This is a genomic window from Bacillus cabrialesii, assembly GCF_004124315.2.
GTDB lineage: Bacteria > Bacillota > Bacilli > Bacillales > Bacillaceae > Bacillus > Bacillus cabrialesii.
Genome location: NZ_CP096889.1, coordinates 809,741 through 836,275 on the forward strand (window position 1 = coordinate 809,741; position 26,535 = coordinate 836,275).

General features: G+C 46.0%; 21 protein-coding genes. 15 read left to right on the top strand and 6 right to left on the bottom strand.

Going from position 1 to position 26,535, the window contains the following annotated elements:
- Nucleotides 1-52 precede the first annotated feature (52 nt).
- On the bottom strand, nt 53-547 hold the full coding sequence (locus EFK13_RS04140) for a hypothetical protein (protein ID WP_129506436.1): 495 nt from the start codon (nt 545-547) through the stop codon (nt 53-55).
- Between the two features lie 195 nt (nt 548-742).
- Here EFK13_RS04140 and EFK13_RS04145 point away from each other — a divergent pair, with 195 nt between their 5' ends.
- From EFK13_RS04145 to EFK13_RS04155, 3 genes are all read left to right on the top strand, one after another.
- Nucleotides 743-1,615: an STAS domain-containing protein gene (locus tag EFK13_RS04145; RefSeq protein WP_129506435.1), complete on the top strand. Its 873-nt coding sequence runs from the start codon at nt 743-745 to the stop codon at nt 1,613-1,615.
- A gap of 156 nt (nt 1,616-1,771) precedes the next feature.
- Nucleotides 1,772-1,939, top strand: a complete 168-nt coding sequence (locus EFK13_RS04150; RefSeq protein WP_014476089.1) for a YezD family protein — start codon at nt 1,772-1,774, stop codon at nt 1,937-1,939.
- A gap of 108 nt (nt 1,940-2,047) precedes the next feature.
- Entirely contained in the window at nt 2,048-2,692 is a 645-nt protein-coding gene (locus tag EFK13_RS04155; RefSeq protein ID WP_129506434.1) for a Bax inhibitor-1/YccA family protein, read from the top strand.
- A 116-nt stretch (nt 2,693-2,808) separates the two neighbouring features.
- Here the strand turns inward: EFK13_RS04155 and yetL are convergent, their stop codons facing one another.
- The gene (yetL, locus tag EFK13_RS04160; RefSeq protein WP_129506509.1) at nt 2,809-3,312 is read right to left on the bottom strand and encodes a transcriptional regulator YetL; all 504 of its coding nucleotides are present in this window, start codon (nt 3,310-3,312) and stop codon (nt 2,809-2,811) included.
- Nucleotides 3,313-3,471: 159 nt separating this feature from the next.
- Between yetL and EFK13_RS04165 the strand changes: the two genes are divergently transcribed.
- Together EFK13_RS04165 and EFK13_RS04170 are read left to right on the top strand one after the other, a co-directional pair.
- Nucleotides 3,472-4,581, top strand: a complete 1,110-nt coding sequence (locus EFK13_RS04165) for an FAD-dependent oxidoreductase (protein WP_129506433.1) — start codon at nt 3,472-3,474, stop codon at nt 4,579-4,581.
- A 187-nt stretch (nt 4,582-4,768) separates the two neighbouring features.
- Nucleotides 4,769-6,220 (top strand): excalibur calcium-binding domain-containing protein, encoded by a 1,452-nt coding sequence (locus tag EFK13_RS04170; protein WP_129506432.1) that lies wholly within the window; start codon nt 4,769-4,771, stop codon nt 6,218-6,220.
- 70 nt (nt 6,221-6,290) lie between these two features.
- Here EFK13_RS04170 and EFK13_RS04175 read toward each other — a convergent pair whose 3' ends face one another.
- The gene (locus tag EFK13_RS04175; RefSeq protein ID WP_129506431.1) at nt 6,291-7,364 is read right to left on the bottom strand and encodes a DUF3900 domain-containing protein; all 1,074 of its coding nucleotides are present in this window, start codon (nt 7,362-7,364) and stop codon (nt 6,291-6,293) included.
- Nucleotides 7,365-7,513: 149 nt separating this feature from the next.
- Here EFK13_RS04175 and cypD point away from each other — a divergent pair, with 149 nt between their 5' ends.
- From cypD to EFK13_RS04210, 7 genes are all read left to right on the top strand, one after another.
- On the top strand, nt 7,514-10,699 hold the full coding sequence (gene cypD, locus EFK13_RS04180) for a bifunctional P-450/NADPH--P450 reductase (protein WP_129506430.1): 3,186 nt from the start codon (nt 7,514-7,516) through the stop codon (nt 10,697-10,699).
- A gap of 440 nt (nt 10,700-11,139) precedes the next feature.
- A complete protein-coding gene (gene ltaS1, locus EFK13_RS04185; protein ID WP_129506429.1) occupies nt 11,140-13,059 on the top strand; it encodes a lipoteichoic acid synthase LtaS1 in 1,920 nt (639 codons plus the stop codon).
- 236 nt (nt 13,060-13,295) lie between these two features.
- Complete coding sequence (locus EFK13_RS04190) at nt 13,296-14,060, top strand: glucose-1-phosphate cytidylyltransferase (protein ID WP_129506428.1); 765 nt, start codon at nt 13,296-13,298, stop codon at nt 14,058-14,060.
- Nucleotides 14,061-14,066: 6 nt separating this feature from the next.
- A complete protein-coding gene (locus EFK13_RS04195; RefSeq protein WP_129506427.1) occupies nt 14,067-15,035 on the top strand; it encodes a GDP-mannose 4,6-dehydratase in 969 nt (322 codons plus the stop codon).
- A 23-nt stretch (nt 15,036-15,058) separates the two neighbouring features.
- Nucleotides 15,059-15,970 (top strand): putative nucleotide-diphospho-sugar transferase, encoded by a 912-nt coding sequence (locus EFK13_RS04200; protein ID WP_129506508.1) that lies wholly within the window; start codon nt 15,059-15,061, stop codon nt 15,968-15,970.
- Nucleotides 15,971-15,997: 27 nt separating this feature from the next.
- Nucleotides 15,998-17,161: a glycosyltransferase family 2 protein gene (locus tag EFK13_RS04205; protein WP_129506426.1), complete on the top strand. Its 1,164-nt coding sequence runs from the start codon at nt 15,998-16,000 to the stop codon at nt 17,159-17,161.
- A 14-nt stretch (nt 17,162-17,175) separates the two neighbouring features.
- Nucleotides 17,176-18,111 carry a putative nucleotide-diphospho-sugar transferase gene (locus tag EFK13_RS04210; protein WP_129506507.1) on the top strand — a complete coding sequence of 312 codons (936 nt, stop codon included), beginning with the start codon at nt 17,176-17,178 and terminating at the stop codon, nt 18,109-18,111.
- Nucleotides 18,112-18,142: 31 nt separating this feature from the next.
- Here the strand turns inward: EFK13_RS04210 and EFK13_RS04215 are convergent, their stop codons facing one another.
- The 3 genes from EFK13_RS04215 to bcaP form a co-directional block, all read right to left on the bottom strand.
- Nucleotides 18,143-19,372 (bottom strand): MFS transporter, encoded by a 1,230-nt coding sequence (locus tag EFK13_RS04215; protein WP_129506425.1) that lies wholly within the window; start codon nt 19,370-19,372, stop codon nt 18,143-18,145.
- A gap of 110 nt (nt 19,373-19,482) precedes the next feature.
- Nucleotides 19,483-20,190, bottom strand: a complete 708-nt coding sequence (locus EFK13_RS04220) for a YjjG family noncanonical pyrimidine nucleotidase (RefSeq protein WP_129506424.1) — start codon at nt 20,188-20,190, stop codon at nt 19,483-19,485.
- 92 nt (nt 20,191-20,282) lie between these two features.
- Nucleotides 20,283-21,668: a branched-chain amino acid transporter BcaP gene (gene bcaP, locus EFK13_RS04225; protein WP_129506423.1), complete on the bottom strand. Its 1,386-nt coding sequence runs from the start codon at nt 21,666-21,668 to the stop codon at nt 20,283-20,285.
- 247 nt (nt 21,669-21,915) lie between these two features.
- Between bcaP and yfmT the strand changes: the two genes are divergently transcribed.
- From yfmT to EFK13_RS04240, 3 genes are all read left to right on the top strand, one after another.
- The gene (gene yfmT, locus EFK13_RS04230; protein ID WP_129506422.1) at nt 21,916-23,373 is read left to right on the top strand and encodes a benzaldehyde dehydrogenase; all 1,458 of its coding nucleotides are present in this window, start codon (nt 21,916-21,918) and stop codon (nt 23,371-23,373) included.
- A gap of 469 nt (nt 23,374-23,842) precedes the next feature.
- Nucleotides 23,843-24,247, top strand: a complete 405-nt coding sequence (locus EFK13_RS21200; RefSeq protein ID WP_373683402.1) for a methyl-accepting chemotaxis protein — start codon at nt 23,843-23,845, stop codon at nt 24,245-24,247.
- A 327-nt stretch (nt 24,248-24,574) separates the two neighbouring features.
- Complete coding sequence (locus EFK13_RS04240) at nt 24,575-26,464, top strand: ABC-F family ATP-binding cassette domain-containing protein (protein WP_129506420.1); 1,890 nt, start codon at nt 24,575-24,577, stop codon at nt 26,462-26,464.
- Nucleotides 26,465-26,535 lie beyond the last annotated feature (71 nt).

Consider the following 26,535-nt stretch of genomic DNA (forward strand, 5'->3'; position numbering starts at 1 on the left):
TACAGCCAAAGCAACATAAAAAAATCAGCCGGTAAAGCCGGCTGATTTTCGATTAATATGAGCAGCTCACAACATCGATCAGATTTGTGTCTAAGGCGAAATAAACCCAGCGGCGCCGTGAAGGATCCCAATAAAAGCCGCCGACGGATCTTCTCCCAAGAATGATCGGGAAGAACCAAAATGAGCGGCCGTTGGTTAACCAAACATAGGTAAACCGGAAGAGGCAAGGCCGAATCGTGATAGGTTCAACTAAAAAAGCAGTTCCTTGAGTACCCTGCGGCTTTTTCGGCTTCGCTGGTATTTGGGAAGGCGGGGGTCCCTGCGGCGCGCCGCCGAAACCCGGACCAGCACCGCCGCCAATGCCAGGGCCAGAGCCGCCGCCGAAGCCCGGAACGGCACCACCGCCAATGCCAGGGCCGGAGCCGCCGCCGAAACCAGGAACAGCGCCGCTGCCAATATCAGGCCATGGATAGCGGTATTCATATTCAAAAGCAGGCCAAGGCTCATAAAAATGCCCGGCAAACATATAAGGATCAACATAATACATGTGATAACGTCCTTTCTCATTGTAAACTGTACATTTGCAGTTTATGCGAGCGGACTTTTTTGGTGCATACGCCTATGGATGAAAATGGAATACGCTCTGAAAGCAGAATCATATCATTTTTCCCTAGTCCCATTCACAATTCCGATTTATAATTTTATAATAAAAGAGCTTCTATTATGAAAAAGGAGACAGACCGTGAATATCGATCAATTATTATATCAATATATCATAGACAACACTGCGGATATTACCGAGAAATGGTTCAGTTTGCGATGTCAGCTGAAAGGCGAGCTATATTCCGCCGACAATTTAAGTGAAGAAACGAAAAAGCTCTTAACCGAGCAGCATACGTTTACCAATATAACAATCGCAAGCGCGTTTTTGGAGGATCAAACCGAGTTTCAGGAAAATATGGCAAAATGGGCGCTGGCCATTGCGAAAAACAGGGTAGAGCAAGATGTTCAAGTGCATGAGGTCGTAGAAGCCATATCAAACTCAAGAATTTCATTCTGGGATGCGGTCGTTTCATTTATAAAAGAGAACCGGGAGATCGTCACAAATGAGGATGCAGACCGATGGAACCGCATTGTGAATCAGTCGTTCGATAAGCTGATTATTGAATTTTCCGAGCAGTACCAAAAATTTACGCTGATGCGGCTCACGTCTCAGCAGGAACTGATTTCTGAGCTTGGCTGCCCGGTGATTTCCATTGCCGATGGAATCGGAATATTGCCGCTTATCGGCTCTATTGATACGAAACGGGCACAGGTCATTTTAGAAACAGTGCCCGTCCGCTGTATCGAGAGAAAAATCACAAGTCTTGTCGTTGATCTTTCGGGTGTTCCGATTGTGGATACCATGGTGGCGCAGCAATTGTACAACCTGTCAAAAACGCTTTTCTTGCTAGGGGTCAAAGCTGTATTTTCAGGGATTCGGCCGGATGTGGCCCAGACATCAATTCAATTGGGGCTTGATTTCAGCGAATATGAAACGTACGGCACGCTGAAGCAGGCATTAGAAAATATGGGCGTCCGCTGTATTGTTGAGGAATTGGAAGAAAACAAATAGGAAGTTTGACCAGGCATATGATTGTCCGCAATGAGGTGATCATATGCCTTTTTGATTTGAACAGAAATCACCATTGATTTATCAAAAAAAACATAATATTATAATTCTTATAAGAATACTGTGAATTAAAACATATTCAATAGGGGGGAAGGTCTTTTGGTTTCAAAATCAACCATTGATCCGGAAGTGATTGAAAAAATAATCAGCTCGCTGGAAACGCTCGATTTCGGCACCGTTCAGATTACGGTTCATGATTCTCAGGTGACCCAGATTGAAAAAATAGAAAAGCACCGTTTTTCACTGAAAAGGAAAGAATCAAAGTGATCGCATAAGGGCGTTTGTTTTCATTAAATTCTCCTTAAAACATATACATATTTCATCCAATTTTTATATAATAGACCTTTAAGATCATTTTTTAGGAGGATTTTTGACATGCAAGCTACGGTTCACGAGAGTAAGCAATCGATCATGCAGCGCATTTTGACAGTCTTTGTCTTCACACTGCTGATCGCGACTGTCGGTCTTTTTATCGGCCAATTTGTTCCTATCGCTTTGATGCTGCCGCTTTCCATTCTTGAAGTGGCGATGATTATTCTGGCCTTCTGGATGCGCAGAAGAAAAGCGGTCGGGTATGCGTTTGTCTATACATTCGCGTTTGTTTCCGGCATTACCTTATTTCCGATCGTCAGCCACTACGCTTCCATCGCCGGCGCCTATGTCGTGCTTGAAGCCTTTGGCTCTACATTTGTCATTTTTGCCGTTCTGGGCACAATCGGCGCAAAAATGAAGAAGGATTTATCCTTCCTATGGTCATTTCTGCTGGTAGCGGTGATCGCGCTGGCAGTGGTTGGCATCTTCAACATTTTCAGCCCGTTAAACTCAGCGGCGATGATGGCGTATTCCGTGATCGGAACCATCGTCTTTTCCCTTTACATTTTGTATGATTTGAACCAAATCAAACACCGCCATATTACGGAAGACTTAATTCCGGTAATGGCATTATCGCTGTACCTTGACTTTATCAACTTGTTCATCAACCTGCTTCGTTTCTTCGGCATTTTGAGCAGTGATGATTAATGAAAAAGCGCCTGTCATTGGATAGGCGCTTTTTGCCATAATATTAAAAAGGCAGGTGGAGGTGTGCGGCTGTCATTTTGTCAGGTGTGGAGCCTGTGCATTTGATGAGATGTTTTTTAGTCTTTAAACACGCTGAGCCTTTCAAAGAGATCACCAAGCATCTTCACAAACATGTCTTTTTCCTCGTCGCTGTAGTTTTCCATCACCGCGGAGATTTTGCTGAAGTGGCCGGGCAGAAATTGCTCCAGCCGTTCTTTGCCTTCCTTTGTCAGTTCAATGCTGATTTTTCGTTTATCCTCTGTGTGATGCCTGCGGCTGACAAAACCGTCCCTCGCCAGCCCGTCCAGCAGACCTGTAATCGTTGCTTTCGTGACGTTGGATTGCTTGGCAAGCTCTGTCGGACTTAAGGTGTGGTCCTTGGCATCAAAGAGCAGCATCAGGATTTTAAATTTTCCTTCTGACAGCCCGCTGCCTGCGAAGTAATCCTCCATCACATGATTCATTTTTTTAGAGATATCAAAAAGAGATAAAAACAATTCAAGAGAGCCGGCGTCTATATTGGCATACGTCTCGGCGTGCTCTGTTATATGCTTATATTTCGGTAAATGTTTTAATTCCATCATTATAAGCTCCCGTACGTTCGTTGTGACACGATTATAAAGGAGCGAAAACCATAACGCAACTTAGCTTGGAGATGATTGACAGCTTTTCACGGGACATAGTAAGGTAAGATAGTTAGGTGCCTAATTACATAGTGAACTGAGAAGGTGGGTATTTATATGAAACATATTTTAATAGCGGGAGGCGGAATCGGCGGACTGTCAGCGGCCATTTCCCTTAGTCAAGCAGGGTTTTCCGTCACCTTGTGTGAGGCTTCTTCAGAAAACCGGAAAACAGGTGCGGGGATTCTTCAGCCGCAAAATGCACTGGCCGTCTTGAAAGAATTGGGCGTCTTCGAAGAGTGCTGTAAGCATGGTTTTCAAACAGAATGGTTTAAAACGTTTGATGCGCAGGGAAATCTGCTGTTTCAAGTCAGTGAATCCTTTTTAGACGATACACTTCCGGGACGCAATAATATCCTGCGAAAAACGCTAAATGACATTCTCATGAAACATGCCGAAGCAGCGGGTGCAGACATCAAGTGGGGGAAAAAGATTGTCTCCTATGAAGAAACGGCTGAATCGGTTACTGCCGTATGTGAAGACGGAGAAAAGATGCAGGCTGACATTCTGGCAGGCTTTGACGGCATCCACTCCGCTGTTCGCGATAAGATGCTGCAAAAGGAAACAGAAAAAGAGCACCTCGGCATGGGGGCGTGGCGCTTTTATATCGAGCTTCCTGATTTTACATTTGAGGACGCGACATTGATGTATAGAAGCGGAGACACACAAATTGGCGTCGTGCCATTGGCAGAACACGCCGGCTATGTCTTCGTTCTCCAGGCTTGCACGAGTGATTACTGGGATGAGGAAGATACCCGGTTTGATAGAGTGAAAGAGATTCTCTCTGGCTTTCCGGGGCTGAATTTTGTCACAAAGCATATGTCAAAAGAGCATCCTGTCATGTTTAACAAACTGGAACAGGTCGCCGTGCAGGAGCTATGGTACAAAGGCCGCGTCGTCATTGGAGGAGACGCCGCCCATGCCGGAGCGCCGACTTTGGCACAAGGAGCGGCAATGGCCATCGAGGATGCCATCGTCCTCGCCGAAGAACTCAAAAACCACGCCGACATCGAAACTGCATTTCATGCGTATTACAAAAGAAGAGCCCCAAGAGCGCTCAAAGTCCAGAACCTATCCTCAGAAATCGTCCGCCGCGGGCTGAAAGGAGAGCCGGGAGCGGAAGAGCTGATCGGGGAGTGCTATGCGGTGTTGAGGGAAGGGTATTAAATAGGAAAAGTCCAGAAAGTGATTTCTGGACTTTTTTATTTAGAAATAGAAAGACACAAGTGTTTTAACTAATTTATCTAAAAATAGATAACAATAAATGATGTAAAATCACCCTGTATTTGGTAAAATTAAGTTAAAAAACAAAAGTTTCTGTTAGAATTTCATTAATGTAAAATAGGGGGACATTATGCAAAAGTGGATAGGTAAACGCCCTACAATGGGCCAAAAAACCTTATTTTCAAAGTATAAAAGATTATTACAAGACGCAGAAAGGGTCACATTATCGTCGCAAGAAAATGTTCTAAAGATTATTGAAGCTGAATGTGATAAAAAAAGTGGTAGAGAATTAAAAGGGGTATTAGCACTTACTACCCAATCCATTTTCTTTGTTTCTAAGTACGAACAAATAACATATGAATATTCACAAATTAATGAAATTGAAGTAAGAACTGATGGAAAAGATAAAAATAGTTGGATTTTAAGCCTTAAGATAGGCCGTTTAAAACGTACCTTCGATGATATTAAGAAAAATGATGATAGCCAAGAATTTATAGAGATTTTAGAATACATGATATCTAATCAATCAAAAGAAATTCTAACTACCGTTACACATGATTTTGATTATTTTTTACATGCTGAAAAATTAATTGATTTACAAAATCGAAATGTTAAAATTACTTCTTTTCTAATGAAGAGGGATAATCTAAGTCTTATGAAAAATGGCGAACGATTATTGCGTGAAAAACATAAAAATGCTGCCTTGATAGCGGAAGGCTTTTTCCAAGAGGATGGACAAAGTAACGGTAATTTTATTGTACTCGACAATCAAGTGGTGTACTTATATGAATTTGATAATAAAGAAAGAAAATCCAAACTATTAAATAAGTGGGATTTTAAATACTTTTCTAACGCGGTTATAGATCGATTTGCAATAAAAACAGTTATCAATGTTACGGAAACAGGAGAAAGTTTGATTATAAATATATCTGGCAAGGAATTTGTTTCTATTTTAAATGCTGCAAATATTCCTCTTAAGCAGAAGAAGCGGAAATGGTATCAAAAAATATTAGGGTTTCGAAGTGGTAAGTGGTGGAAAAGAGTTATTGCTTCATTGGTTTACCTGATGATATTTTTGTTAATATTTAATACGTTTTTTGACGAGAAAAATAAAGAAGCTAACTCTGTAAAATCAAGTGATAAAACATCTGTTTCAAAGACCGAACAAAAGGCAGAACAGACAGAAAATCAAAGCAAACATGAAGATAATAAACAACAAGATAATAAGAGTAAGCAAGAAGAAAAAGCAAAAAAGCAAGCAGAAGAAGCACGACTAGCAGAAGAAAAACGTAAGCAAGCAGAAGAAAAACGTAAGCAAGCAGAAGAAAAACGTAAGCAAGCAGAAGAAGCACGACTAGCGGAAGAAAAACGTAAGCAAGAGGAAGAAGAGCGACTAGCACAAGAAAAGCGTAAGCAAGAGAAAGAGGTACAACAAGCAGAGGCACAAGAACAACAGACTAATGTGTATTACAAAAATTGTACCGCAGCACGGCAAGCTGGTGTTGCCCCTATACATTCTGGTGAACCAGGGTATGCGAAACATCTTGACCGTGATGGTGATGGTATTGCTTGTGATCGCTAATTAATATATGGCTATTTAAAAAAAGAGAGAATTCTGAAATATTCTCTCTTTTATTATTTTTAACAAACATCTAATCATCATTTATATTTTTCCCTTTTATCCGCTCAATCACATCATGCAGCCCTTCAGGCTTATAAAACTCCACCGGCGAACTGCCCTTCTCGAACGAAATTGTCTCGGCTTCAATCAGCGCGACATAGCGTCCGTTCACTTTTGCGAGATGAATGGAGTCGCCAAAATCCGCTAGCAATCCCTTAATCTCTGTTTCTCCGACTTTCATTTTCAGCTGGGCCTCGGGCGTGTGCTCGATGATTTGGGCGGAGGCTTCGATCACTTGATGGGTGTCGAGGCGCTCTTGGATTTCCCGTTTTTCGCTTGCTTCCCAGATTTCGATGTCGTGCTCGAACTGCTTGAGCTCTTCGCTGTTGTCTTCAAATGTCTCGTAGACGTGCTCCTGCACCATGTTCATGACCTGGTTTTTCATGATTTCCGGCATTGATTCGCCATACTCGACGAATTTCAGGAAGTCCTCGAAATAGCGGGCGTGCGAGGACTGGTGGATTTTCAGCTCGCCTTCCTCAATCATTCCTTCTTCAGGCATGTACGGGTATTGAATGCTTTTCATATTTTTTGTCGTAATTGCCATTTCGACTTTTTTAATGAGAGAAGATGCGTCTGAGATGCGGGCGACCTTCGGCTCAAAATCACATTTCATGATGAAAACAAATGACTCATCGAAGTATTTCCTCGGCACGGCTGAAGCGACGAGGAACACGCCGCCGCGGACCGCGCTCGTGTCGAGGTATGTGCGGACGAACTGCTCGCTCAGCTCGTTAAAGTCCTCTTTTGTTTTCGCCAAACGTGCGCGGTTGAACATGTTATAGTTCGGATTGGAATCTAGCTCGTGACCGGGCTCGACGATAAAATGGCCGATTTTCGTCGGAACCTGCTCGGACTGCGGATGGCGGTCGGCTTTGCGTTTGACGATTTTTTTCAGCTCCCCGTCGAGAAAATCCTTCAGCTCGCTTTCTTCAAATTCACCTGTATCAAGGGTTTGGAAATGCTTGAACTGCTTGTTCGCCTGCTCATCCTTGCCTTCCACTTGTATAACATAAAAGGATAAAAATCGAATTTCAAAATCCATATATGAACTCACCTTATTCGCGTATTGTACAGCTTCTCAAGTATAGAAAAAACATTGATCATGCGTCAATTGGGAGAACGGAATAATCATGACCATGAAAGGGAAATGTAGTCAAATAGAAGGCATTTCATACGGAAAGGAATGGTTCGATGAAGGAAACAAGCCCGATTCCTCAGCCGAAGACGTTTGGGCCGCTCGGCAATTTGCCTTTAATTGATAAAGACAAACCGACGCTTTCGCTGATCAAACTGGCGGAAGAGCAAGGTCCGATTTTTCAAATCCATACACCCGCGGGCACGACCATTGTGGTGTCCGGCCATGAATTGGTGAAAGAGGTTTGTGATGAAGAACGGTTCGATAAAAGCATTGAAGGCGCCTTGGAGAAGGTTCGCGCGTTTTCCGGTGACGGATTGTTTACAAGCTGGACGCATGAGCCTAACTGGAGAAAAGCCCACAACATTCTGATGCCGACATTCAGCCAGCGGGCCATGAAGGACTATCATGAGAAAATGGTCGACATCGCCGTCCAGCTCATTCAAAAATGGGCCAGACTTAATCCGAATGAAGCAGTCGATGTCCCGGGGGATATGACGAGGCTGACGCTCGATACAATTGGGCTGTGCGGGTTTAACTATCGCTTTAACAGCTACTACAGAGAAACGCCCCACCCGTTTATCAACAGCATGGTGCGTGCGCTGGATGAAGCGATGCACCAGATGCAGCGGCTTGATGTTCAAGACAAACTGATGGTCAGAACAAAGCGCCAATTTCATCATGACATTCAAACGATGTTTTCGTTAGTCGACAGCATTATTGCGGAGCGCAGGTCGAATGGAGACCAGGATGAAAAAGATTTGCTTGCCCGTATGCTGAATGTGGGAGATCCGGAAACGGGTGAAAAGCTCGACGATGAAAATATCCGTTTTCAAATCATAACGTTTTTGATTGCCGGACATGAAACAACGAGCGGCTTGCTTTCCTTTGCGACCTACTTTTTATTGAAGCATCCTGACAAACTGAATAAGGCGTATGATGAGGTCGACAGGGTGCTGACAGACGCAGCGCCGACCTACAAACAAGTGCTGGAGCTAAAATACATACGGATGATTTTAAATGAATCACTGCGCTTATGGCCGACGGCTCCGGCTTTCAGTCTTTATCCAAAAGAAGACACAGTCATTGGCGGAAAATATCCGATTACAACGAAAGACAGAATTTCTGTGCTGATTCCGCACCTTCATCGTGATCGGGATGCTTGGGGAGAGGACGCTGAACAATTCCGGCCGGAACGGTTCGAACATCAGGACCAAGTGCCTCATCATGCGTACAAGCCGTTCGGAAATGGACAGCGGGCCTGTATCGGCATGCAGTTTGCCCTTCATGAAGCCACACTCGTGCTGGGCATGATTTTAAAATATTTCACGTTAATTGATCATGAGAATTATGAGCTAGATATCAAACAAACCTTGACACTCAAGCCGGGCGATTTTCGTATCAGGGTTCAAACCCGGTATCAGGAAGCCATTCATGCGGACATCCCGGCAGCTGAAAAAGCGCCGCCCGATGAGCAAAAAGAGAAAAGGGAAACAAAAGGTGCATCAGTCATCGGCCTTAACAACCGCCCGCTTCTCGTGCTGTACGGCTCTGATACCGGCACCGCAGAAGGCGTAGCCCGGGAGCTTGCGGATACAGCCAGTCTTCACGGTGTAAGGACCGAAGCGGCACCTTTGAACGACCAGATTGGAAAGCTGCCGAAAGAGGGAGCGGTGGTTATTGTGACCTCTTCCTATAACGGAAAACCGCCAAGCAATGCGGCCCAGTTCGTGCAGTGGCTTCAAGAAATCAAACCGGGTGAGCTTGAGGGCGTTCATTACGCGGTTTTTGGCTGCGGCGACCATAACTGGGCGAGCACATATCAGTACGTGCCGAGATTCATTGATGAGCAGCTTGAAGAGAAAGGCGCGACTCGCTTTTCTGCGCGAGGGGAGGGTGATGTAAGCGGTGACTTTGAAGGGCAGCTTGACGAGTGGAAAAAAAGCATGTGGGCGGACGCCATCAAAGCATTCGGGCTGGAGCTTAATGAAAACGCCGATAAGGACCGAAGCACGCTGAGCCTTCAGTTTGTCAGAGGGCTTGGAGAGTCCCCTCTGGCCCGATCGTACGAAGCGGCTCACGCATCCATCGCCGAAAATCGTGAACTCCAATCCGCAAACAGCGACCGGAGCACCCGCCATATCGAAATCGTATTGCCGCCGGATGTTGAATATCGGGAGGGCGACCACCTTGGCGTATTGCCGAGGAACAGCCAAACCAATGTCAGCCGGGTTCTTCACCGCTTCGGTCTGAAGGGAAGCGATCACGTGACATTGTCGGCAAGCGGGCGCAGTGCGGGGCATCTGCCTTTAGGGCGACCTGTCAGTCTGCATGATCTTCTCAGCTACAGCGTCGAGGTGCAGGAAGCCGCCACAAGGGCGCAAATAAGGGAGCTGGCGGCATTTACAGCCTGCCCGCCGCATAAGCGCGAATTAGAAGAGCTGGCTGCAGAGGGTGTTTATCAGGAGCAAATATTGAAAAAACGGATTTCCATGCTGGATCTGCTTGAACAATATGAAGCGTGCGACATGCCGTTTGAACGATTTTTAGAGCTTTTACGGCCGTTAAAACCGAGATATTATTCGATTTCAAGCTCTCCAAGAGTGAATCCGGGGCAAGCATCGATTACCGTTGGTGTCGTGCGCGGCCCCGCGTGGAGCGGCCGCGGCGAATACAGGGGCGTTGCTTCAAATGACTTAGCTGAGCGCCAAGCGGGTGATGATATCGTCATGTTTGTGCGCACACCGGAATCCCGGTTTCAGCTTCCGGAAGACCCTGAAACCCCAATCATTATGGTCGGCCCGGGCACTGGAGTAGCCCCATTCCGCGGTTTTCTCCAAGCACGCTCAGCTTTAAAGCGGGAGGGAAAAACGCTCGGTGAAGCTCATCTCTATTTCGGATGCAGGAACGATCGTGATTTTATTTACCGCGATGAGCTTGAGCAGTTTGAAAAAGACGGAATCGTCACTGTCCACACAGCCTTTTCCAGAAAAGAGGGCTTGCCGAAAACGTATGTCCAGCATCTCATGGCGGACCACGCAGAAACATTAATTTCAATTCTTGATCGCGGAGGCAGGCTCTATGTATGCGGTGACGGAAGCAAAATGGCCCCAGATGTGGAGGAGGCGCTACAAAAAGCGTATCAGTCTGTTCATGGCACAGGTGAACAAGAAGCGCAAAACTGGCTGAAACATCTGCAAGATACGGGCATGTATGCCAAAGATGTTTGGTCGGGGATGTAAAAGACTGGAGGCATCCAGTCTTTTTTTTGCCTTTTGAAAAATTTGTGATCGCGCTAAACATTAGCGCATACAATAACCACAGTCTGCCTTAAAGGGCGGGCTGTCTGCAAAACCTATTTTTCGTTTTTGTTAGTTTATGTTATTCTTATACTCGGTATCTATTTCTTTTTTCCATGGCACACATGACAAAAGAAATCCTTTTTTATGTTCCGAGAAAAAATGTGAAACGAAACGAAGGATTCTTTCGTCCAGTGTTTGGTTTGAAATGGATGTAATAAAAATGGTATGGTGCAAAGCATAAATATTCCGGGGGGTGACCGCGGTGTATTTATTGTTGTGTGATGCCTTGATTTTGTTTGGAAAGAAGGAATTGGAAGGCAGGATAAAGAGCAGGTAAATATGAATAAAGACTTAAAGTGTTTAAGAAAGTAGAGGTTGCCATGAAGAAACTTTTTTCTTACAAACTTAGCTTTTTTGTGCTGGCTGTTATACTGTTTTGGGCAAAAACGTATTTATCCTACAAGACAGAGTTTAGCTTAGGGGTAAAAGGCACAACCCAGGAGATCCTCCTGATATTTAACCCGTTCTCAAGCGCCGTCTTCTTTTTAGGACTGGCTTTGCTTGCGAAAGGGCGTAAATCAGCCATTATTATGCTGATTATCGACTTTTTAATGACATTTGTGTTATATGCAAATATTTTATTCTATCGTTTCTTTGACGATTTCTTGACGTTCCCGAATATTAAACAGTCCGGAAACGTTGGAAACATGGGAGACGGGATTTTCAGCATCATGGCCGCTCATGATATTTTTTATTTCTTGGATATTATTATTTTGATTGCGGTATTGATCTGGAGACCTGAAATAAAAGAATACAAAATGAAAAAACGCTTTGCATCTTTAGTGATTCTTTCTGGGATCGCATTGTTTTTCATCAATCTGCACTATGCGGAAAAAGACCGTTCGGAGCTGTTGACAAGAACGTTTGACCGCAAATATATCGTGAAATACTTAGGGCTTTACAATTACACCATTTATGACGGTGTGCAGACGGCTCAAACGGAAACGCAAAGAGCTTATGCAAGCAGCGATGATTTAACAAGTGTCGAGAATTACACGACGTCTCATTATGCGAAACCGAATGCCGAGTACTTCGGCTCTGCCAAAGGCAAAAACATCATTAAGATTCACCTGGAAAGCTTCCAGTCATTCCTGATTGATTACAAGCTCAACGGAGAAGAGGTTACACCTTTCTTAAATAAACTCGCGCACGGCGGGGAAGATGTGACGTATTTTGATAACTTCTTCCACCAGACAGGCCAGGGAAAAACATCTGATGCCGAGCTGACAATGGATAATTCCATCTTCGGGCTTCCTGAAGGCTCCGCGTTTGTGACGAAAGGCGAAAACACATATCAGTCGCTTCCTGCGATTTTAGACCAGAAGGAAGGCTACACAAGCGCCGTCCTGCATGGTGACTACAAATCGTTCTGGAACCGTGACCAGATTTACAAACATATCGGTTATGATAAGTTTTTCGACGCGAGCAGTTATGATATGTCGGATGAAAATGTCATTAATATGGGACTCAAGGATAAGCCATTCTTTACAGAATCGATTCCAAAACTTGAATCTCTTAAACAGCCGTTTTACGCGCATTTGATTACATTAACAAATCATTATCCGTTTAATCTGGATGAAAAAGACGCGTCCATTAAGAAAGCGACAACCGGCGATAGCACAGTTGACAGCTACTTCCAGACAGCCCGTTATCTTGATGAGGCGCTTGAGCAATTCTTCAAGGAGCTGAAGGAAGCCGGCTTGTATGACAACTCGGTTATCATGATTTACGGTGACCATAACGGTATCTCTGAAAACCATAACCGTGCGATGAAAGAAATTCTTGGAAAAGAAATCACAAGTTATCAAAACGCGCAGAATCAGCGCGTGCCGCTGATGATCCGTGTTCCTGGCAAAAAAGGCGGAGTGAACCATACGTATGGCGGCGAAATTGACGTCATGCCGACACTTCTGCACTTACAGGGGATTGATTCTCAGAAATATATCAACTTCGGTACCGATTTATTCTCTAAAGACCACGATGATACAGTGGCATTCAGAAACGGCGACTTCGTGACGCCGAAGTACACATCGGTCGATAATATCATTTACGATACGAAGACTGGTGAAAAACTGAAAGCGAATGAAGAAACGAAGAATCTGAAAACAAGAGTGGGCCAGCAGCTGAGTTTTTCAGACAGCGTCCTGTACAAAGACTTGCTGAGGTTCCATAAACTCAGTGATTTCAAAGCCGTTGATCCGTCTGACTATCATTACGGCAAGGAAAAAGAAATCAAATAAGACGATAAAGAGCCTTGAGCGGGCGCGTTGCCTTCGCTCAAGGCTCTTTTTTTGGTTACATAACCAACTTGAAAAAATAGATTCCATTTGGTCACCAAGACCGCTTTTCTCTCATATCATTACAGTAGATTTTGAAACCGGTATTGAAGTCGGACAAATTATCGGGGAAACGCCTTGATAGATTGTAAAGATGTACCAGGTTTCGAACTCAATATTCATAGAGATGAGGGGTAGAGATGAAAGCGGTCATTCTCTGCGGCGGAAAAGGAACGAGAATGAGTGAAGTCACGAATGACCTTCCTAAACCGCTCGCCATGATAGGCGGCAAACCGATTCTATGGCATATTATGAAAATCTATCAGTACTACGGAGTAAACGAATTTATTCTGCTTTTGGGCTATAAAGGAGAAAAAATCAAAGAATACTTTCTCGACTATGAATGGAAGCACAACAGCCTGACACTAGACAGCTCTACGGGAGAGGTGCAGATGCTGGGACAGCCTGAAACGTGGAAAATTACGTTTTTGGAGACAGGGGAAGACACGCTGACAGCCGGAAGAATCTTGCAGGCAAAAGACTATATCGGCGATGAAACGTTTCTGCTCACGTATGGGGACGGGCTGGCCAATATTAATCTTTTCCATCTCATCAGCTTTCATCAGGCAAAGGGTGCTGCCGCGACGGTCACCGGCATTGACAAAGTCTCGCAGTTCGGCACCTTGACGGTTGAGGACGGCATGGCGAAAACATTTTCCGAGAAGACATCAAGTGACGGAATCATCAACGGCGGATTCTTCGTTCTCAGTCCCAAGGTTTTCGATTATTTGCCGAAGAACGGGAACGCGATGTTCGAAGATGAACCGCTGAAGAACCTTGCCAAAGACGGAGAGCTTGCCGTGTACCGCCATTATGGATTTTGGACGGCCATTGATACGTATAAAAATCTCTTAGAAGTCAACAAGATGTGGGATCAAGGACAACAAGTATGGAAGGTATGGTGAACTGATTTGAGTTTCTGGAAAAATAAAAACGTATTTGTTACGGGGTGTACAGGTCTCTTAGGAAGCTACTTGGTGAAAGAGCTGATCGAACAAGGCGCAAACGTGACGGGGCTTGTCAGGGACCATGTGCCTCAATCCAACCTTTATCAGGGAGAACATATCAAGAAAATGAACGTTGTGCGAGGCTCTCTTGAAGACTTGCCAGTGATTGAACGAGCGCTTGGCGAGTATGAAATTGACACCGTCTTTCACCTCGCCGCGCAAGCGATTGTCGGCGTGGCAAACCGCAACCCGATTTCTACCTTTGAAGCGAATATCCTCGGCACATGGAATATTCTCGAAGCCTGCCGGAAGCATCCTTTAATCAAGCGGGTGATTGTCGCTTCAAGTGATAAAGCTTACGGCGATCAAGAAAACCTTCCGTATGATGAAAATATGCCGCTGCAAGGCAAGCATCCGTACGACGTCTCAAAAAGCTGCGCAGATCTGATCAGCCACACATATTTTCATACGTACGGGCTTCCGGTCTGCATCACACGCTGCGGGAACCTGTATGGCGGCGGGGATTTGAATTTCAACCGCATCATTCCGCAGACGATTCAGCTTGTGCTGAACGGGGAAGCGCCTGAAATCCGCAGTGACGGAACCTTTGTCCGTGACTACTTCTATATTGAAGATGCCGTTCAGGCTTATTTGCTTCTGGCAGAAAAAATGGAAGAAAACAATCTTGCCGGAGAGGCCTTTAACTTCAGCAATGAAATCCAGCTGACCGTGCTTGAACTGGTAGAAAAAATCTTGAAGAAAATGAACAGCAGCCTGAAGCCGAAGGTGCTAAATCAGGGAAGCAATGAAATCAAACATCAATATTTATCCGCGGAAAAAGCGAGAAAGCTGCTGAATTGGACACCTGCCTACACCATTGATGAAGGACTTGAAAAAACGATTGAGTGGTATACGGAATTCTTCAAAAAGTAATGTGAAACGAGGTGAACATGACTGTGGCCAGCGCGTATTGCACCGTTTTATCAAAAGGGAGATTATATCAGGCAGTCGCCTTATTTAAGTCGTTAGAGCAAGTGGATCAAGACAGTCCCATTTTTACGCTGTGCATGGATGAAGATACACACCGCGTCTTACAGAAGCTGAAGATGAAGCAGCTGAACCTTGTGCCGGTGGACGCGCTTGAAAATGAAACGCTTCTGAAGCTCAAGGAAACGAGAGATCAAAGCGAGTACTGCTGGACGATGAAGCCGATCTTTCTGCAAGCGGTGCTGAACAGCAATCCCGAGCTGGATCGTGTGACGTATATTGATGGGGATCTCTTTTTCTATGCAGATCCATCGCCGATTTTTGAAAACCAGCCGGACTGCTCGGTGCTGCTTTCACGGGGAGATATCGTCATCCCTTCCTTTGAGAGAGAGCAGATTGACATGCTGCAGCGTCTTTTAGGCAGATATAACTCCGGCTTTATCAGCTTCAAGCATGATGATGCCGGCACGGATTGTTTAGAGTGGTGGAAGGAACGCTGTCTTGAGGAATGCAAAAATGCCCCGGGTGAAGGGAAATTTGGTGATCAGGGCTATTTGGATTATATGTCAGAGCTGTTTCCGAATGTGTGTGACATTACGACACCCGGTGTGAACATCGGCCACTGGAACTACGGGCAGCATACGTTTTCCTGGGAGAATGGCCGGATCGTGCTGGAGGATGGCAGCCCGCTGATTTTTTACCATTTCAGCGGCTACCGAATCGTCAGCATCAATGAAATCAAACAGATTCATGAAACAACACGCACAGACCTGCCGTTTATGCATGAGCTGTACCAAGAGACACTGCCGCATATCATTCAGCACATCAAAACGTTAGACCCTGAATTTAACGGTTTTGCTTCAAAAGATGACAACAAATAAATGATTAAATACAGGAAGTGAAATGAAGTGAAAGCAAGCGTTATTATTCCTGCATATAATTCAAAAGAGCGCCTCTATAACAGCCTTCTGTCATTAAACCAGCAGGAGTGCGATGAAGAATTTGAAGTCATTGTAGCGGACAATGGCTCTAGTGACGGGACGCTCTCGATGCTTGAGTCGTTTCAAGCGGATTTTCCGCTGATCTTTACACGGATTAAAGAAAACAGGGGCATTGCCTACGGACGAAATCAGGCGCTGCGCAATGCCAGAGGAGATATCTTGATTTTCCATGACAGCGATATGCTTGCGGCGAAGGACCTTGTGGCAAAGCATATCAAAGCGCATGAGAACGAAGAGAATTTGGTCGTGTGCGGTTTGTTTTGGAAACGGATCTACAGTTTTTATTATGAACGGTTTGAGGATGAACATAAGGAACAGCTCGCTAAGCTCGTAGACGAAATGCCGAAAAAAGATAAACAAAAGCTGCTGAAGGAAGCGGATATCAAGAACGGAAGCTTCCTGGACAAAAGCTTTGACCTTGATACCGACTTTATCGACGTGCTCAAACGGATTTTAGATGAGTACGGCGATGATTTGAAAGGCTATCATATGCCATGGCGCTTTTTTATCACGAATAATTCCTCTGTTAAACGCAAGCATGTGGTTGACCTCGGTTTATTTGATGAAGGCATTGTGCGGTACGGATTTGAGGATTATGACCTCGGAATCAGGCTTCATCAGGCCGGACTGACGTTCAGGCTGCACCGCGACATTGTCAGTGTTCATCAAGAGCACCCCAGCAATTGTAAGTCTGTAGACGATATTCGGGCAAACATTGCCTATATGTGCGATAAATACAACAACATCCGCTCCTTAGACGTTCATCTCGCTTTTAACGGGCCGTTCCCGCCTGACATGACAAACGGCATCATGACTGATATTCATAAGCTTTTGGAATCTCAGAAATACGACATGCTGCTGAATCTTTTTCTTGAGCTGCTCCATGTTGTCAAAGAGCGAAACATTGATCCGGATTGGCAAAAGAAAGCCCCAAGGGTGACGGCGAAAAACTTTGATTTGCAATCTGTCCGCAAGCTTCTGCCAAAAGCGAAGAAGAAGCTTGGCGTGAACGATTTTGCCAACGCGCTGTATGCGCTTGTCAACGATTTGCTGCACGTGGATCTTAGATAATTGGATGTGGTATGGTGAGTACATTTCATTTTTCAACGATAGTGTCAAGGACGCATATCTTTAAGCTGATGCCCATGATTCATTCTCTCCATGAGCATTGCGATGATTTTCATTTGTATGTGCTGTGTGTCGATCAGAAAGCGTATGAACTGCTTCAGCACGTGCCATGGGAGCATGTGACCTTTGTGCAGCTGCATGAAATGGAAGACCCGGAGCTGCTGCAAGCGAAAAGCAATCGAACGTTTCATGAATATTGCTGGACATTGAAGCCGGCCTTTTTGTTCCACGTCATGAGCAAGTGGGATGACGCTGAATATTTTGCCCATATGGATACCGATCTGTTTTTCTTTTCTGATCCGGCGCGTATTTTTGCGGAAAACCCAACGGCTTCTCTGTATTTGACCGATCACCGCAACTCGCCGCGGTTCATGTCCTACTATGAACGGACCGGCCGCTATAACACAGGTTTTGTCGGTGCCGGGAATACGAAGGAAGCATATGAAGCGGTGTGGCAGTGGAGACAGGACTGTATTGCATTTTGTACAGTAGAAATGGATACGGAACGAAAGACGTACGGCGATCAACGATATGTGGAAAAATGGCCGGATCAGTACAAGGGTGTGCATGTTGTCAAATCGATCGGGGCCAATACAGCGCTTTGGAATATCGAAAACTATAAGGTCGGGCAAAAGGACGGCCGCGTGTATATAGATGAAACGCCGCTGATTTTCTATCATTTCTCCGGGTTTACACTGGTGACAGAAAATGAGTTCAATCTTTGCTGGTACTACCGGATTGAAGACGAGGCGACAATTGAGATGATTTATATGCCGTATATATTAAATCTGAAAAGATGGATTGATGAAATACAGTCTGCGTTTCCGGACTTTGCGGACGGCTTTATCCCGAAGCACGCGGTGCCAGACACTCATTTTATCCAGCTGGATTAAAAAACCCCCTGCCGCTTGGCAGGGGGTTTTTTCAGCTATGCCATTCTCTCAGCTTCTGGTCACTCGGCAATAGGAAGGCAAGGATGCCGAGGACAGGGAGAAAGGCGATGGCGATCATCGTCGGGGTCAGTCCCGCAGTGTCAATCAGAGCGCCAAGCGCCACAGCACCGATCGCACCCATTCCGAAGGCGAGCCCGACGGTCAAACCGGACATCGTGCCGATTTTTCCAGGAACAAGCTCCTGTGCGTAGACGACTGTCACGGAAAAGCTGGACATCAGAACCAAGCCGATCAATGCGAGTACGCCATAGGCGAGTACGGGGCCGGCAAATGGAAGTAAAATCGCCAGCGGCGCCGAACAGAGCAGCGAACCGAGGATCACGAAGCGTTTTCCGAAACGGTCTGCGAGCGGGCCGCCGAGGAACGTGCCGACAGCGCCGAACAGCAAAAAGACAAAAATATAGCTCTGCGCCTGCTGAATGCTTACGTGGTATGTATCCATCGCGTAAAACGTGTAAAAATTGCCAATCGCACTCGTATACCAAGAACGCGCAAAAATGAGAAATATAATAATGATAAGAGCAGATACAACAGACTTGGTAATGGCCGTGTTGTCAGCCGTTTTCTTTTGTTTGCCTGTTTTCTGGGCAAGGCTTCCGAGGCGTGCGGCGTACCATTTTGCGATATGAAGCAGAAACATAACAGCGAGCGCGGCGACGAGCGTGAACCAAACGGCGCCGAATTGTCCGAGCGGCACAAGAATCAGCGCGGTGATCAGAGGCGCCATCGCTTGGCCTGAGTTTCCGCCTACCTGATAGATCGACTGGGCGAGCCCGCGTTTTGTGCCGGCGGCCATATATGCCACACGGGAGCCTTCCGGATGGAAGATGGCCGAGCCTAATCCGATGAAAAACACACAGCATAAGATCGTTACAAATGACGGGGCAAATGCAAGGCCCAAAATACCGAGCATGCTCGCGGTCAGGCCGATTGGCAGCGCGTACGGCCGCGGCCGTTTATCGGTATACCAGCCGACGACAGGCTGCATGACAGATGACACCATGTTTAATGTAAAAGCGATGATGCCGAGCTGTGTAAACGACAGGCTCATGGAGCGCTCCAAAATAGGGAACATGGCCGGAATAACAGCTTGCAGCGAATCATTGAGCATGTGGCAGATTCCGATGATAATCAGAATCGGATACACTGTGGTGCCGGGTTTTTGAACTGTTTTTTCTTTTAGCGGGGCGGCGATAGCCAAATGAGTCTCCTCCTTACATATATAACCAAAGCATATCACCATATTATTCATAAGGTGAAGAATTTATCAAGAGGAAAATAGACGTTTCTAAAAGAAACGCCGTCAATTGATTAGCAACTGACGGTATGTTCGATATTCAAAATGTGATACAGCTCTTCAAGCTTGCGAATCTCATAAGTTGGCATGATGTCTAATTCATTTTGCTTCATGGCAGGGTTAACCCAGCAAGTATCAAGCCCGGCGAGCTGCCCGCCTTTCATATCAGCAGTGAGTGAATCGCCGATGATTAATGCGTGCTCTGCCGAGAATTGGGGAATCCGTTCAAACACGTAATCGAAATATTCCTTCATTGGTTTTTGGTAGCCCGTGTCTTCAGAAACGAAAATATCTTTGAAGAACGGGAACAATCCTGAATCACGGAGACGCTTGTATTGTGTCTTAGACACGCCGTTTGTCACGATATACAAATCAAATTGAAGCTGCAGATTTGAGATGAGATCGAAGGCGCCGTCCATCAACTGATGCCCTTCTTCAAGAAAGCTGCGGTATTTTTTCTCAAGCAAGGCGCCGTCCGCCTCATAGCCGTATTCCTTGAACAAAGCGGAAAAACGGGTGTTCACGACTTCATCCCGTGTAATCTTTCCTTCTTCAAAGGCTCTCCACAGGCCTTGATTGATTGTGTTATACTGCGTCTTCATTTCATCTGTTAAAGGAATGTTCTGATCTTCAAACAGCATACGCAGCGCTAATGCTTCTGCCGCTTTAAAATCAAGGATGGTATCATCTACATCAAATAATAAAGTGCGGTATTGTTTCATCGGTTTGTCTTCCTTTCTGCCTATGTATTCAAAGTATAGCACATAAAAAAAGGAAAAAGCCGGCAGGTGAGGCACCGCCGGCTGAAAAGAAATTATTTGTTTAATAAGCTGTGTTTTCTTGCATACAGGAAATAAACCAGCGTTCCGACAGCAATCCAGATCACAAATGAAAGCCATGTGATACCGGGAAGGCTGTACATGAACCAAAGGCAGATGCCTGCGCTGATAATCGGCACAACCGGAACGAACGGCACTCTGAAGGACGCTTTGATTTCCGGATGCTTCTTTCTTAACACAATGACAGCAATTGAAATGACCGTAAACGCGGCCAGCGTTCCCATGTTCACCAGATGGGCCAGCGTTCCGAGGTTAATAAACCCGGCGATTCCCGCTGCAACGATACCTGTCAGCCATGTGTTGCGGAACGGGGTTTTAAAATGCGGATGAACCTTTGCGAACAATCCAGGCAGAAGGCCGTCTCTGCTCATGGCAAATGTCAAACGAACTTGAGCGTACAGCAAAGCGAGCATAACCGTCGTAATCCCGATAATGGCACCGACGGAAATAATTCCGGCAACAGCGTCCTGGCCGACGAATTTCAGGGCAAAGGACACCGGATCACCGACATTCAATTTGGTATAAGGCATCATGCCTGTCAGCACTAGCGATACCGTGATGTACAGGACGGTACAAACGGCAAGAGCTGAAATAATGCCGACCGGCATGTTTTTTTGCGGATTTTTCACTTCCTCTGAAGCGTTAGAAACCGCGTCAAAACCGAGATACGCGAAGAACACAGTTGCCGCGCTGACAATGACGCCTTTCATTCCGAATGGCATGAAAGGAGACCAGTTATCCGGTTTGACATAGCCGATCCCGACAATGATGAACAATAAAATAATCCCGATTTTCATCAGTACGATGACGTTGTTAAAGCGTGTGCTCTCCTTGACGCCTCTGCTGACAATCGCAGTGATGAGAAGAATGATCACTGCAGCCGGAAGATTAAACACGGCGCCTGGCGTGCTTCCCGGGGCTCCTGTCAGTGCGGCCGGGATATGAAGGCTGAAGCCGGCAAGCAGTGATTGAAAGTATGAAGACCAGCCGGTGGCAACCGCCGACAATGCAATGACGTATTCAAGCATGAGATCCCAGCCGATCAAAAAGGCGAGAAGCTCTCCGAGTGTCACGTAGGAGTATGAGTACACGCTTCCCGAAATCGGAATGGAAGACGAAAACTCAGCATAACAGAAGGCTGCGAGCGCACAGGCGAGCCCCGCTAAAATAAACGATATGATAAGGGCGGGACCCGCACCGGTCGCTGCCACTGTTCCTGTTATGACAAAAATCCCTGTACCGATGACACAGCCGATGCCAAGCAAGGTTAAATCAAATGCGCTTAACGTACGGGCAAGGCTTTTTGACTTGCTCTGCGCGCTCAATGTTTCAAGCGGTTTTTTTCTAAATAATGAACTCATCGAAGTTCCTCCTGGAAAATTCAAAATATTCTAATCATTATATACAGTTCTTGTTGTATTATATTGTCGAAATTTGGCGCAGTCAATCATATATTTTTCTACTTTAAACGATAGAAGCGAAACAGCGTTGCCGTATCATAGAATAGTAATTTTTACTAATATGATATTCAAGTTTATGCAAGGCGAACCGATAGAAAAAATAGATTCGCCCATATTTTGACTTGGGATTAAAAAGGAGATGCTGACCATGTTTCAATATGAAGAATTGAATAAACAGTTTATTGGCGGTAAATGGCGGGAGGGCAGCAGCCCAAATGTATTGGAAAACAAAAATCCTTATACTCAAAAAACATTCACAACATTCCAAAAAGCGACTGCTGACGATGTAGATGAAGCGTACCGGGCAGCGGCGCTGGCGAAGAAAAAATGGGATGCGGTCAATCCGTTCGAGAAAAGAACCATTTTAGAAAAAGCCGTCACGTATATTGAAGAAAACGAAGAAGCCATTATTTATTTGATTATGGAGGAGCTTGGGGGAACAAGGCTCAAAGCAGCCTTTGAAATCGGGCTTGTCAAAAACATCATAAAAGAAGCGGCAACGTTCCCTGTCCGCATGGAAGGAAAAATTCTTCCGTCAACAATAGACGGCAAGGAAAATAGATTATATCGCGTGCCGGCAGGCGTTGTCGGTGTCATCAGTCCATTTAACTTTCCATTCTTTTTATCTATGAAATCAGTCGCGCCCGCGCTCGGAGCCGGCAATGGCGTCGTGTTAAAGCCTCATGAAGAAACGCCGATTTGCGGCGGTACGCTGATTGCGAAAATTTTTGAGAACGCGGGAATTCCAGAGGGGCTGCTGAATGTCGTTGTCACTGACATTGCAGAAATCGGCGACAGCTTTGTCGAACACCCGGTGCCGCGGATCATCTCATTTACAGGTTCTACGAAAGTCGGCAGCTACATCGGCCAGCTTGCGATGAAGCATTTTAAAAAGCCGCTTCTTGAACTCGGCGGCAACAGCGCCTTTATCGTGCTTGAAGATGCGGATATTGAATATGCAGTCAATGCGGCGGTGTTCAGCCGATTTACACACCAAGGACAGATTTGCATGTCAGCCAACCGCGTGCTTGTTCATTCTTCAATTTATGACAAGTTCCTTGAGCTGTATCAGGCAAAAGTGGAATCTCTGAAGGTCGGCGATCCGATGGACCCTGACACGATTATCGGGCCATTAATCAACAGCAGACAGACGGACGGACTGATGAAATCTGTTGAGCAAGCGATTGAAGAAGGCGCTGTTCCAGTGAAGCTTGGCGGATTTAACGGGACGATCGTGGAACCGACGATCTTAAAAGACGTAAAACCGTTCATGAACATTGCCAAGGAAGAGCTGTTCGGGCCTGTCGTCTCCTTTATGAAGTTTGATTCGGAAGATGAAGCTGTGGACATCGCAAACGAAACCCCGTTTGGCTTGAGCGGTGCCGTACATACGTCAAATCTTGAGCGCGGCGTGGCTTTTGCGAAGCGCATTGAAACAGGCATGATTCATGTCAACGACACGACAATCAATGATGAACCGAATGTGGCCTTCGGCGGTGAAAAGCAATCCGGTCTCGGCCGTTTGAACGGCGAATGGAGCCTCGAAGAATTTACGACACTGAAATGGATCTCGGTCCAGCACGAAAAACGCAGCTTCCCTTATTAATCAAAAGGAGTGAATGGAATTGAGCATAAGAACGGAAAAAGAAACCGCAGACCTTCTTGACGCGTTTATTAAAGTAGCCCCTTATTTAAACAGCCTGGTACAGGATGATATTACAATCGGCATTTACGATACGGAAAAACTGATCGTGAATATACCGGCCAAAACCTTTTCTTTGAACGTAAAAGCCGGCGATCCGCTGCAAAAAGGTGATATTATCACAGACGCCATCCGCAGCAATCAGAAGAAGACGAGCATGGTGCCGAAAGAATTGTTCGGCTTCCCATTGATCGCGCGTGCCATTCCGCTCCACGACGAGAATGGAAAAGTGATAGGGGGCGTCGGTCTCGGAACGAGCCTTGAGGAGTCGTCAAAGCTTCATGATGTGGCGGAAAGCTTATCAGCTGTCGTTGAACAAACGGCTGCGGCCATTTCTGACATTTCTGAATCAATCAACGGGTTTTCATCTCAAATGACAGGCATTTCCTCTCAGGCGAAAAAGGTAAGTGAAAGCGCCGGTGAAATCGCTGATATTTCAGTAACTGTTAAAGGCATCTCAGACCAAAGCAACCTGCTTGGTTTGAACGCCGCAATCGAAGCGGCGAGAGCAGGGGAGTCAGGAAAAGGCTTCTCTGTCGTCGCGGATGAGATCAGAAAGCTGGCGACGCATTCGAAAGAAAATGTCGGCCAGATTGACCAGATTACGAAAAAAATCCACAGCCTGCTGAAAGGGCTGGAGGAATCAATTGAGTCAATTAATCAGCATACGGACGGACAAGCCGCCGCTGTTGAACAAATCTCAGCCACGATGCAGGAGATTTCAGGAAGCGCGCAGCATCTCGCAAAAATGGCGGAAAAAGCGCTAGAGGAAGAATAAAAGACCGGGGAGAAATGTCCCCGGTTTCAGCGTGTCGGCAAACCCTCGCATTCGTTGTCAGACCTGCGCGTCGGTGCTCACGAATAAGAACATTCGCTCCGCTCCGATGCTCGCCCTTCCTAGAATTCAAGGGTTTTCAATCACGCTGAAAAGAGGACAAAAACCTAAAACGTTTTAGGTTTTTGTCAACAATCTGTGACCGGGGACAATGTCCCCGGTCTTTTTCTATCCTGCATTTCCATGAAATTTGTCTGACGTTTTACTAGTTTTATTCCAGCGGCTGATTTAAAATGTACACATGAACTTACGTGAGGATTGATAGGAACCATGAGCATACTAAAAGCGGAAAATCTATATAAAACATACGGAGATAAAACATTATTTGACCACATCTCCTTTCATATTGAAGAGAATGAGAGAATCGGATTAATCGGGCCGAATGGAACAGGAAAATCCACGCTGTTGAAAGTGATTGCCGGGTTGGAATCTATCGAAGAGGGAGACATCACCAAATCCGGCAGCGTGAACGTTGAATTTCTTCATCAAGACCCGGAGCTGCCTGCGGGGCAAACTGTGCTGGAGCATATTTATTCCGGTGAATCGGCTGTGATGAAAACCTTGCGTGAATATGAAAAAGCGCTGTATGAACTGGGGGAAGATCCCGAAAATGAACAGCGCCAGAAGCACCTGCTGGCGGCGCAGGCGAAAATGGACGCGAACAACGCGTGGGATGCGAATACCTTGGCGAAAACCGTATTGTCTAAGCTCGGTGTTAACGACGTAACAAAGCCAGTCAACGAGCTCTCAGGCGGCCAGAAAAAACGGGTGGCGATTGCCAAAAACTTAATCCAGCCCGCTGATTTGCTCATTTTAGACGAGCCGACGAACCATTTGGATAATGAGACGATTGAGTGGCTTGAAGGATATTTAAGCCAATATTCCGGCGCCGTCATGCTGGTGACGCACGACAGATATTTCTTAAACCGTGTCACGAACCGCATTTATGAGCTCGAACGAGGCAGCCTCTACACGTACAAAGGCAACTATGAGGTGTTTTTAGAAAAACGCGCAGAACGCGAAGCGCAGGCTGAGCAAAAGGAAACGAAGCGGCAAAACCTGCTGCGCCGTGAACTGGCTTGGCTCAGACGGGGAGCGAAAGCTCGTTCCACAAAACAAAAGGCGAGAATTGACCGGGTTGAGGCGCTTAAGGAGCAGAAAGGCCCTCAATCATCGGGTTCACTCGACTTTGCAATTGGCTCCCATCGTCTTGGCAAACAGGTCATTGAAGCGGAGAACGTGATGATCGCTTATGGCGGCCGCATGCTTGTCGACAGCTTTGATGAACTGGTCATACCGGGTGAACGGATCGGGATCATCGGGCCAAACGGCATCGGAAAAACAACACTGTTAAACACCCTTGCCGGCCGTCATACACCAGACGGTGGCCATATTACGATCGGACAGACCGTCAGAATCGGCTACTATACCCAGGATCATAGTGAAATGAATGGCGAGTTAAAGGTCATTGACTATATTAAAGAAACGGCGGAGATCGTAAAAACAGCGGATGGCGATATCATTACAGCTGAACAAATGCTGGAGCGCTTTCTCTTCCCGCGCTCGATGCAGCAGACGTATATCCGCAAGCTGTCCGGCGGGGAAAAACGCCGTTTATACTTGCTTCAGGTTCTCATGCAGGAGCCGAACGTCCTGTTTCTCGATGAGCCGACGAACGATTTGGATACTGAAACATTAAGCGTCTTGGAGGATTACATCGACCAGTTCCCAGGCGTCGTCATCACCGTATCCCATGACCGCTACTTCCTTGACCGTGTCGTCGACCGTTTGATTGTGTTTGAAGGAAACGGCGTCATTTCCCGCTTCCAGGGCTCCTACAGCGACTATATGGAGGAGTCGAAAGCGAAAAAAACAGCTGCTAAACCGGCTGCTGAAGCAAAACCGGCCGAAGCTGAGCCGAAGAAAAAACGGAAAAAGCTTTCTTACAAAGATCAGCTTGAATGGGACGGCATCGAAGATAAAATTGCCCAGCTGGAAGAAAAGCATGAGCAGCTCGAAGCTGACATCGCCGCAGCAGGCAGCGATTTTGGAAAAATCCAAGAGCTGATGGCCGAGCAGGCGAAAACAGCGGAAGAGCTTGAGGCTGCGATGGACCGCTGGACAGAGTTGTCCCTCATGATAGAAGAGCTGGAAAGCTAAAAAAGCGCGGCCCGCAGCAGGCCGCGCTTTTTTCACATAATGTACAAAAATGAAACACCCTGCTTATGATA

Bases quoted from the DNA above. Each gene is read 5' to 3' on its own strand.
- EFK13_RS04140 (WP_129506436.1), bottom strand. From the start codon at position 547: ATGTATTATGTTGATCCTTATATGTTTGCCGGGCATTTTTATGAGCCT.
- EFK13_RS04155 (WP_129506434.1), top strand. From the start codon at position 2,048: ATGCAAGCTACGGTTCACGAGAGTAAGCAATCGATCATGCAGCGCATT.
- yetL (WP_129506509.1), bottom strand. From the start codon at position 3,312: ATGGAATTAAAACATTTACCGAAATATAAGCATATAACAGAGCACGCC.
- EFK13_RS04165 (WP_129506433.1), top strand. From the start codon at position 3,472: ATGAAACATATTTTAATAGCGGGAGGCGGAATCGGCGGACTGTCAGCG.
- EFK13_RS04170 (WP_129506432.1), top strand. From the start codon at position 4,769: ATGCAAAAGTGGATAGGTAAACGCCCTACAATGGGCCAAAAAACCTTA.
- EFK13_RS04175 (WP_129506431.1), bottom strand. From the start codon at position 7,364: ATGGATTTTGAAATTCGATTTTTATCCTTTTATGTTATACAAGTGGAA.
- cypD (WP_129506430.1), top strand. From the start codon at position 7,514: ATGAAGGAAACAAGCCCGATTCCTCAGCCGAAGACGTTTGGGCCGCTC.
- ltaS1 (WP_129506429.1), top strand. From the start codon at position 11,140: ATGAAGAAACTTTTTTCTTACAAACTTAGCTTTTTTGTGCTGGCTGTT.
- EFK13_RS04190 (WP_129506428.1), top strand. From the start codon at position 13,296: ATGAAAGCGGTCATTCTCTGCGGCGGAAAAGGAACGAGAATGAGTGAA.
- EFK13_RS04220 (WP_129506424.1), bottom strand. From the start codon at position 20,190: ATGAAACAATACCGCACTTTATTATTTGATGTAGATGATACCATCCTT.
- bcaP (WP_129506423.1), bottom strand. From the start codon at position 21,668: ATGAGTTCATTATTTAGAAAAAAACCGCTTGAAACATTGAGCGCGCAG.
- yfmT (WP_129506422.1), top strand. From the start codon at position 21,916: ATGTTTCAATATGAAGAATTGAATAAACAGTTTATTGGCGGTAAATGG.
- EFK13_RS21200 (WP_373683402.1), top strand. From the start codon at position 23,843: ATGACAGGCATTTCCTCTCAGGCGAAAAAGGTAAGTGAAAGCGCCGGT.
- EFK13_RS04240 (WP_129506420.1), top strand. From the start codon at position 24,575: ATGAGCATACTAAAAGCGGAAAATCTATATAAAACATACGGAGATAAA.